General features: G+C 53.9%; 3 protein-coding genes. 1 reads left to right on the top strand and 2 read right to left on the bottom strand.

The window, feature by feature from the left end; genetic code table 11:
- Nucleotides 1-156 precede the first annotated feature (156 nt).
- Nucleotides 157-1,014, top strand: coding sequence for an SHOCT domain-containing protein (locus tag FF011L_RS12995; RefSeq protein ID WP_145355294.1), 858 nt, complete (start codon nt 157-159; stop codon nt 1,012-1,014).
- Between the two features lie 591 nt (nt 1,015-1,605).
- On the opposite strand, the gene FF011L_RS13000 is transcribed toward FF011L_RS12995, so the two are convergent.
- Nucleotides 1,606-2,649 (bottom strand): sugar phosphate isomerase/epimerase family protein, encoded by a 1,044-nt coding sequence (locus tag FF011L_RS13000; protein WP_145352075.1) that lies wholly within the window; start codon nt 2,647-2,649, stop codon nt 1,606-1,608.
- Nucleotides 2,650-3,267: 618 nt separating this feature from the next.
- On the bottom strand, nt 3,268-10,335 hold the full coding sequence (locus tag FF011L_RS13005; RefSeq protein WP_145352076.1) for a DMT family transporter: 7,068 nt from the start codon (nt 10,333-10,335) through the stop codon (nt 3,268-3,270).
- Between the last annotated feature and the right edge of the window lie 145 nt (nt 10,336-10,480).

Here is a 10,480-nt window from a genome sequence, read left to right on the forward strand (position 1 = left end):
ATTCGGGGGAAAGGTGAGGACGGAGGCCTGCAAGTCGTATCTTTTTGGGCAACGTGGCAAATTGGGCTATAGGAGGTTTGCCTCGGGTAGTTGACAATGGGGGAAATATCTTGATCTGCAAACCCAACGAGCTCTCCTGTGCTGCCTCTTTCTTCGATGGGCCAACAAATCGCCCAAACCCTTGCCAATCGCCACGGCTTTTCTGTCGATGCGGTTACCCACATGCTGGTGGCGGTCTATAACGGGAATTGCAGCATGGCCCAGTTCTCTCATCCAGAGTTTGGAGGATCGGGCCAGTGGATGGCAGGCGGGATGGTGATGATCGGAGACATGTTCAACCAGAACCTCAAGTATCGCGTCTCCGGGTTGTGTGAGGATTGTGCTCGATCGATCGGAGAAAATCAGACCGGAATGCAGTGCGGAGTCTTTCAGTCGCAAAGCCAAAGTGGCGGGTCAAATCATCAAGACCAATCGACTGGCGGGAACCGGGCAACGAACAATTTGTTTGCACCCGATCCACGATCGAACTGGTGGCCGCAAGAACTGGGATCGCCCTCCGCAAGTGGATCGCAAAATCAAATGCGATACGCCTACTTTGCAAATGCAAGAAGACTTGCTGTCGCCACCGGCGACGATGTTTGGGTATACGACACTCTGCAGCACAATATCGGCGGTTTCAGCCAGCAACAGTCTGGGGACGGTTCGATCGTCTTCACCAGTCAGTTCGGAACGGTTCCTCTCGCTTCGCTGCCGATTGTCAGCCGAAATGGATTCCCTGTTCCGCCTCCCCCACCGCGTCAGCAGGATCCGATCCCAGCTTCCCAGCCTGAAGCTCCGCTACCACCGGTTCCTACAGCACCGCAAGTCAACCATTCGCAGATCTCTAACGAGCCGGGTCTGTCTCAGTCCGACGTCTTTGAGACCATCGACCGTTTGGGAGGCCTGTTGGACAAGGGCTATATCACTCAAGAAGAATTCGATCGCAAGAAGTCGGACTTGTTAGATCGCATCTGATCTTCGGAACATAAACGCGATGTTTGGTAGCGAACGCTTGCCATAAAAATCGTAGCCAAGTAGGCCGGATCAAAGAGCGACAGCGATACCGCTCCGGCAGACACATTTGATTCATCATTTGCCGGAGCTTTGTCGCTATTGCTCCTCGATCCGGCCTACACAACTGGCCGCTATTCCTCGCTTACGCATTTTGATGTTGCGTTATTGGGGTGATTGCTGTGCTCAACCGTCCTGATTTCCGTACTCTGGCAGAGAATGATGAAAGCCAAGTAGGCCGGATCAAAGAGCGACAGCGATACCGCTCCGGCAGACACTTTTGATTCCTCATTTGCCGGAGCTTTGTCGCTGTCGCTCCTCGATCCGGCCTACACGACTTGCCGCTATTCCTCGCTTACGCATTTTGATGTTGCGTTATCGAGGTAATTGCTGTGCTCAACCGTCCTGCTTTCCGTACTCTGGCAGAGAATGATGAAAGCCAAGTAGGCCGGATCAAAGAGCGACAGCGATACCGCTCCGGCAGACACATTTGATTCATCATTTGCCGGAGCTTTGTCGCTATTGCTCCTCGATCCGGCCTACACGACTTTAGGCCTAGGATAAGCGACCTAGCATGCGGTCCAATGAGTCCGATGTTTGGTAGATCAATGCTTCGGGATAATGCGGGTAGGGATGGAAGTACTCGAAGGTCACGTAGCCCTTGTAGTTGATTTTGTCCAATTCCTGCATGACTGCGGGCCAATTGGTGGTTCCGTCCAGCAGTGGCCGGAACGTCTCCAGCGAGTAATCGGTTCCCTTCTTCGTGAACTCTTTGAAATGGACATTTTGAATCCGGTCACCCATGATCGGGATCCAATGTTCCGCGAACTGGAACATTGAAATGTTGCCGGTGTCGTAGTGAACGTTGATCGCTTCACTTCCAAATCCGTCAACGAATTGGTTCATCTCCATCGGCGTCATCAAGAAACCATTAAAGAAGATGTTTTCCATGTTAAGCGAGACGCCGGACTTCTCAGCCTGCTTGACTAGTTTGCCAACCGCATCTTTTGCACGCCGTAGACAGACATCATTGGGGACTGGTTCGTGATCGTCACGCCAGGGGATGTGGACCGCTCCAGGGACGACCAGAAGATTTTCGACTCCCATTTCGTTTGCGGCACCGGCCATCAGCCCGGCTAGTTCAATGCCGCGATTTCGTTTGGCTGCGTCGTTGCTTGAAAGTGGATAGGGCCAGAACAGAAAACTGCACAAACCGCTGATTTCGATCCCAATTTCGTCGGCCATATGCCGGATCCCAGCAAGTTCCTTTGCCGTCGCTTTAGGGGAGAGGTCGTTGTCCAGGTCGTAATTCAGTTCGATACCATCAAACCCTGCTCGTTTGGCCAACTCCATGCATTCCCGCAGTGACATTCGGTCAGGGTAGGGGAAAGCCCAAAGATTGATCGATTTGCGAAAGGAGTACTTTTTTGCTGACTGTCGCCGTTCGTCGATTCCTGAACCGCTGGTTGGCCCATCCGCCGGGGACGCTTCGCTAGCTCCAGCGAACAACGCTGCCGAAGTGCCTGCGGCAGCGAGCCCGCTAAGCAGAGCGTCACGTCGGGAGATGCCGCGATTCTGTGCAAAAGGTCCGGTCGGCATGTCTATTCTCCGTGGAGGTCGGTGAAACCAATCGAGATAGGCCCGAGGGCATCTCGATCAAGATTTTTAGTTTACAGGCAATGGGTAACAGGATTTGCCATGATTCTGTTGGCAAGTTACCTGCCCATTGTAACCAGACCGCCCGTCCCGATTGTGACCGAGCGGCTTGCTTTTTCAGGCCGATGGTTAGCGATCAAAATCTTAGACATTGGAGCCCGCGACAGGTGAAATCAGCCTCCGTGACGAGGCTTCGCCGCGTAAGATTTGGCAGCACCCTCGCCCCCAGTTTTGGCCTCACGTCTATCCGCCACGACGTTCGTCCCCGACCTCTCCGATGTCGTATTTAACGATTCCGTCGCGATCGAAAAAACGGTCGGAAACTTTCCCGTCCATAGAACCATGGCCTGGTCGGACGAGCGTACGGTTCGGGCTTGAGTGCTGCCTCCTTGTGGCTTTTTTGGTAACGCACTCCTTCGAACTTGTTTGCGTCAAACCATGCCGTACCGTGTTGGACCGCGAGAACGACCTACGAACCTATCCTGCGTAAGTGCGTTCGTGTGAAAGAAACGCCTGAGGCAGCCGGACGCCGATGATTCTTTCCAATGGAGGCCACCGCAATCACGCGGCGTTTTTCCTTCGAGTGGCGGTGAAGGCGAATCCGGCGGCCATGGTTACCAACAATATGAGCAGTATGCTCGCTTGCCAGATCGGCAACCGACGCTGCAGATCAAATCGCAAATCCAGTTGGAGCGGCTCGTTTTCCGCGACCTGCACGCTGCGGCTGAAAGTGTAGACCCCACCCTCTTCAGGTAGGCTGATCAGAATCGCTTGCGGGGCAGGTTCGGTTGTATGCTGGTGTTGCACCAGACGCCCCGCGATTTGCTGAAGAATTGCATTGTCTTCGGTCGTGTTACCGCCAAGTAGCTGGCTTAGTTCTTGCGGACGAAAATTCATTTGGTCCTGTTGAAGGATGGGGTTATCAACCGCAGCTTGACGCAATTGTTCATTGTCCACGATCGCCGTGTCGTCGCGGTTATTATCCAGATAGAGACGTTGGCGGCGGGTGTTTAGGCCGACGATCGCCTGCTGTGTTTGCAGATTTTCCAATTGAACACGTGCGTCCTCGTTGGAAGCTGCATCGAGGGCATAACGGTTGGCAACACTATTCAATGCCCAACTGGCCTTCGATTGTTCTCCGGCTTGAAGTAACTGGTTAGCTTGTTCCAACAGCTGCGTCGCCTGTTCTGCCTGCACCTGACGTTTCCCGCTGATTTTGGAGAGGTACGAGGAACGGTCATACTTCTCTTGATTCGCTCGGCCAATCAGTTCCAGATTTCCATCGCTGTCGGTTAGTTCAAATCCCTTGGGGGCGACCACATTCCATTCGATGTTTTCCAAGGGAACATTTAGTTCGGGACTGCTGAGCGATAGTCGATTTAGCCGTGTTCCCTTAACCGAGTAGACAAAACGAACCTGAGCCGTTCGGTCGTCGATGCCCGGAAGGATGTAGAATTGCCAGGCATTGTCGTCACCACCTTGGCGAATCGAATGGACGCTCTCTCCATTGACAAAGATACTGAATAGTTCGCCCTTTAGAGGCAGGCCAACGACTAGGCTGCTCCGTTGGATGACCTCCACGGTTAAATCAACCGCGGTCAATTGGTCTCCGGTCGGCGAGAGGATCGTGGTCAACGTTCCCTTGGCGACTCGAAGTTTTAGGGCATCGGCAAGAGAATGGCGTGTTGCGTGAATTGCCAAAGGATTGGCGGGAGCAACGGCCCGCAACGTGAGTGCGGGGGCAACCCGGTTACCGGCATCGCGAAGGGCTTGAGGAACAGTGCTCCAGTCGGCTCGCTGCCAACCCGAGGACAGTTCCTCGTGATCAATCTCCAGACGACCGCCAGCGCGAACGCTGAAGAAGTAGGTTAGTTGTCTAGCTGCGGGAAATTCGGCAGGGCGAAGCGATTCGGTTTCGTGGGTGCGGTCGCCGCGGCGTTCGTATTCGATGCGAAACTGAATGTTGCCGACGACCCGTCGCTTAAACTGAACCTCCCATATGTTTGAGTCGGGCGCGGTACGGATAAAGTCGCTAACTGTTTTCCCGTTTGCTCGAAGCGTTTTGATTTCACCTTCATCGGAAATCGGGAGAACCACTTGTAAAGATCGAATCGAAGCGTTTTGGACGTTGAAGTTCGCGAGTAGCGCGGTACGCGTTTGTCCTTCTCGTAACGTTGTTTCTTGTAGTACCTGGCCGGTAATCCATGGTTCAAGCTTTTCGATACCCAGCACCAGATTCCAATCTCGCTGCAGCAACCGGAACGCTAGTGCTCCTTGGGCATTTCCGCCCATGCTTCGCGGATCCGTTTCCGATACATTCTGCCTCGTGATCGTGCGTAGCCGGATTCCGGTCGTGGGACGCACTACCAGTTCACCGGTTTGGCGTGTCGATTCGTTCACGACAAAGCGGGGGATGTCCCAACTTTCCAGCGCATCCGGTGTGGGGCCCGCAAGCACAAGCGAGAAGTTCTGGGGACCAATGGTCTTTCCATTTAGGTGCAAAATGATTTGGCGTTGATCACCTTCGGTCAGTTCTGCCCAATGATGGAGGGAATCGCCCGTCAGTGATTCGACTTCCAGTTTTTCCGGCAGCGGGAAACTAAGCTGAAACAGCCCGGAGCGGGAAATCTCTGCGGTGAAGTTGACGTTTAGGACGATTCGTTCGTCCCCCAACGATAGTACCTGCTTGCTAACCAAACGGACCTCCGAGTCGACCGGCGCGACGCGTATGGCCAACTCCCCTCCGTCGACGCCATAACGGAAGACGCGGTGGAGGACCGATTCTTTACTGGGCAGTAGACTGGCATCGAAGTCACTCAAGTTGACCGCTGAGAGCGTTTTCGGTTCTAGTTTCGCCGGTTGAGCATCGGGGCCAAAGGCAATCGCCAGCAAGCCCACTTCGCCATCCGCATTGTCAACCTTCAGCGGACCAACGGTTGCCTCTGTTGGAAGCGGTTCCAGCCCCCGCTGTGTTTCGATGGCTACATCGAAGCTTTGAGATTGTGCGGGTTCCAGTTCAAGATTCAACTGACCGCTTTCAGCGTCGAACTGCCACGATCCAACAGGGCCACTCACACCGCTGACCGTCAATCCATTTGGCACCCGGACGTTCAGTTCAGTCAGTTGGCCTTGCGATGTGCGAACGTGCAGGCGATGCCGTCCATCGATGACTCCAGGACCGGGTAAATATAGATTCGAACCTTCGACGAAGAATTGAACCGTTTCGGCCGTGACGTCGCGGGCTTTGGGTTTAAAGACTAGCGTGGCCGGCCCCGGAGCAAGCAACAATCTGGCTTTGGTCGCGTCCGTGACGATTTCGTCCATCTCGGTTCGAACGGCATTGGAACTGGACACTTGCCAACCCGGTTCGTCATAAACAACTTCAACCTTTTGTACGGCTGCGGAGCCGGTCATGACCTGCACCCCTTCCGCTGGTTTGATCGCTTCTAATTGGTATTCGAACGTTGCCTCATACCGCTGCACCGAACCCTGAACTGCCGGTTTCTTTTCAACGGCGTCGTCGGAATCGTCCGGATCTGTCTTGGAACCATCGGTCTCGGTGGCGGGTTCGTCCGCTTTGTTTTCGACGCTGGGTGCGTTCTGCGTTTCAATGCTGACGACATAAAACAGGCCTTGTCCAGGGACCTCGGCTTTTGTCAATCGAAGACCTTCACCGTCAAAAGCTGTCAGGACGGCGGGTGCGTGAAGCAGGAGAAATCGATCGCCCGGACGACCCGTTAGAGTCACGTTGGCAGTGGCCGTTAACCGTGAATCCTTGTGAGCAACTTGCCACTGTTGTGAAATGACGTCGGCAGCTTGATACCCGCCGGCGACTTCCGCAGAACAAGTTGACCATACGGACGAGAGACCAAACAGCAGCAGTGCAAGGATGGTGGTCACGATTCCCGAATCGGAATCCGGAGGATGGGTTCCCGACGGTGTCGTTGTGGGTTTGTTTTCTGAATTTTTCCGTAGCCATGTGATGATATCTTTTCCGACCTTCGATGCGATAGGAATGATTAGGAGGAAAAGGATGGCGGCAACCGTTACCCCAAAGAACCAGGGCGCTCCGTCGCGTTGCAGCAGGATTCCGATCGCGACCAGAACGATTCCCACCCCGCAGATGACGGTGCGGCGTTTACCTGAACGGCGTGAAAAGGACCAAACAATGGCCAGCAAACCAACCACCGCAGCCGCCAGACCTTCCCATGTGAAGTTGACACGCCACGATGGAATGTTCTGAACCTGCAATTCCACTAGTTCGCCCGCTGCAAGAATCGGCAGGCTTAGCTGCAACGACGCAGGCCCCGCGGTTTCAGCGATTGCCATTGCCGTTGTTGTGATCGACAGCGTTAACGCAATCCCTAACGCAATCAGGCCAAGGCCTCTCGTCAGTGGAGATCGGTTTTGGCTCCAAATACCTAAGACCGCCAGTGACACGATCAGAGTGAAAGCGATCAGTCCTCGTTTCGCGACCCACTGGAAACCGTAGGGACGCAGGACGGGCAGGGGAGGCGTGACGGTTCCTCCTTTGGAAATCAACACCTGCTTTTCGTCGCCTGAAATGCTCCACTGGGTTTTTAACACCGGCGTTGAAACAATGGGCAGCCGAAGCATTGGTTGTTGACCGGCAATTTTCGGCTTTCCTAACCGCAAGCGAACCTCGACTGGAACATTAGGATCTGTTCCACCAGGAAGTGGAATCAAAGTCGCCTCGTCCGCTTGCCTAGCGGTGACGGGCTGACCATTGACGGTCGCTTCCCAAAGACGTACTGGTTCCGCTGGCAATTGGACTCGAAAAGTCCGCTCTCCTCTCGTTTTTACGTAATACAAAACATCCGTCACCAGTTCGCCGTCTTGGGAAACGCGGCTGTTCGCTTCTGAAAATTCGACGACTTGCGTGACGGTGGATCCAGGCTGAAACCACTTTACTTTTAGGTCCAGCTGAAAAGGGCGCGCCGTGTATTGCCAGGATCCTAAAGAAGGAGCGGTGCTTAATAAGCGAAATTCGGCTGGTAGTTCCAGTGGATCTAGTTTCAGCATGTCCTCCGAAACCGATGCGGTCGTCATTTCAACCTGCATGGGGCTGACCACTTGGATGTAACCACGCTCCCCTTGCACATTCTGCGGATTGATTTGTCCGGCTTGGAAAAGACCATCGTTACCTTCAGGTTTTTCTTCGTAGGTTATCAACAACGTGTAGGCTCCCATCACCGGCTGATGGAGCGAAACGATCAGCAGGTCGCCTTCCCGTCGCCAAGTCCGAACGTCTTGACCATCGACCATTACGTTTCCCAGGGTTTCTGGGACTTCGATGGACCACTGCGAAACGGGGGCACCTGTGATGAAGTAATTGATCAAGGCGCTTCCATAGACCGTTTCCTGGCTAAGGGAATAAAGGTGAAAGATATCCGCCTGTACGCTCCGGGGAAGTTGTTCAATACGCATCGTCGCAGACCAATCGGATTCCCTAATCCGGAAGGTTTGTTGCAGATTCGGCGTCGGTTTTGGGAAATAGGAGAGCGGTGTTTCGACCAACAGGTCCGTTTCGCCTACCGCAACCCGAAATCCAGGTGCTCCAACGATTCCAATGTTGCCGCGAACCGATTTCGCTCCGGTATATTCGATTCGAGGAAGGACCCAGTCCGCTTCGCCCGCGGGTTCATTTTTTTCTAGATGCAGTGCAACAAGCTGACGCCCGGATAGGTCTTCACCAAAGATGACTCTTAGGTTGCGTATTCCATTCGCCGGATCGGTGGAAGCGATGTAATCGGACACGCTTGCGCCGGTGACTGAAACAATCGAATAGTCGCTTGGAATGCCGAACTGCCATTCACGAATGGGGGCTTCGCGAATATCCAATTCGATGTCCGCTTTAATGACGCGATCGGTGTCGGCCAACTGATAAAGCACAAGTTCCGAGATGTTAACCTCGGGCTGGATCCGATCGGCGGATATCGAAAATGCATAATCAGCGGCGGGAAAGCGGTAAGCAAAAATCTGCCGGGATTCTAATGCCTCTCCAGGGTACTGGTCTGGGGCCAGTTGGGTCAGTCCAGCCAGCGAAGTTGGTTCTAAGCGGACCGATCCCAAATTGCTAAGACGCAGATACCCCGAATGTCGGATCGCGTTTAAAGGAATCAGACTAAGCCCCTCGGTGCGCACCGGGAAAGCACCGAGCGGTGTTCGGGTGCGGACGTTTATCTGACCCTTGGATGTGATCGACTGGCTGAGGGTGACGTCCAGCCGGCGGGCTTCCCCCTCTTCGCTTACTTTCCAAGCAACAATGTTACTGCCCGATACGTCCAGAATCTCTCCGGGGCCGCGCAATTGAAGGCTTAACGAAGCCAATTCGCCCTGCAGAACGTGGTAGTCGATCTGATGATCTTGACGAAGCAACCCCGTGCCGATCTTTGCATCGATTTTGCCGCTTGTGGTAAAAAACAGTTTTCCGTCGGTCGACTTCTTCGCGGATTTCCACTGAAGCTTCGTCCGCCCATTGGCGGGCAGGAACCCGGTCCAATGTTCCTCGTCGCGAACCGGAACAATCGCTTCTTGTTCGCGCACAAATTCAAGGTTCGAATCCAGACCGTTCAATTCGATGGGAACAACCGCACTGGCGGCAAGCGTGAAATCTAGACTGCGAGAATTCGCATCGGGAACCTTCAACGCTGCGACAAAGTCCAGCTTGATTGCAAAGGTTCCCGCTTCAGAAAAAACAAGTTTGTAGACCGGTTTGTCCGCTTCGTTAGCAAGTTTCAGACGATAGCCAGGTCCGCTGGGAATCTGATCGACGGCAACATTCCCGGCGAGAATGGTGATTTCGGAATCCGCCTGATTGACTTGTGCGGTCGTGTTGTATTGAAATAGAACCGAACGTTCGTCGGAGGCAAGCTTGCCGACTAAATGGCTTTTGGTCAGTTCGATCGGTGCCGGCGAAGTGCCGCTTCGCTGTAGGTCCAGTGTGATCTGCCCACCTGTCGCTGTGTGTAGGTGGCTTGCCTGATCCTCCGTTTTCAGCGGAGCAAAACCTGCTGCCTCGGTAACGGTCCCTTCCACTCCATCGGCATATCGAATATTGACCAGCGAATCGAAACCGATGGCGTCTCCGGGGGTCAAATGGGCGAGATCAACTTTGGCGGGCAGACTGGAAATATTCGATTGCAGTTCGATCGTCGGTTTCGTCTGGGTAACCTCGTTCTTCAGTTGCAGTTCGAGAAATTGTTTATCGCCCACTTTGCGAATTGCCCAGGAGAGCAGATTTGGGTCGGTCACTTTTGTGACTTGAGCGTCGCCATGCATCCCCAGATTAATCGTTTTTGTACTCCCCTGAAGTACCTTGATTTCCAACTGAATAGACTGTTGGATCTGTTGGGGACGGACGGTCACGGTTGCCGTCGCGTTCGCGGCGAAGAAAAGGGGCGGTTTGGGCATTTGGCCACGGGCTTCAACGATGATGGTTGCCATTCCATTTTCGCCGACCGACGACTGGACGGTCGCTTTGTCCGTCTTTTCTTCTCCGCGGCAAGGAACGTCAGCGATAAGAAACGCCGCGAGGAATGCAAGGATCGCGATCAGAGCGGGCCATCGGACGGCGTTTTTCAAAGTTGACGAGGCTCTTGTATTCATCACGGACGGCTCTTGGGAAAAGGAGGATTTGCACGCTCTAGCGAAACATGCTTCTTCGACTGGCGTCAACTTCTTGCGATGATCTTTCTGAACAAATCATCTGCGTGGGCAATTGTCGCGGCTCTAGTTGGACTTCCTGGGACCT

Source organism: Roseimaritima multifibrata (assembly GCF_007741495.1).
Lineage (GTDB): Bacteria > Planctomycetota > Planctomycetia > Pirellulales > Pirellulaceae > Roseimaritima > Roseimaritima multifibrata.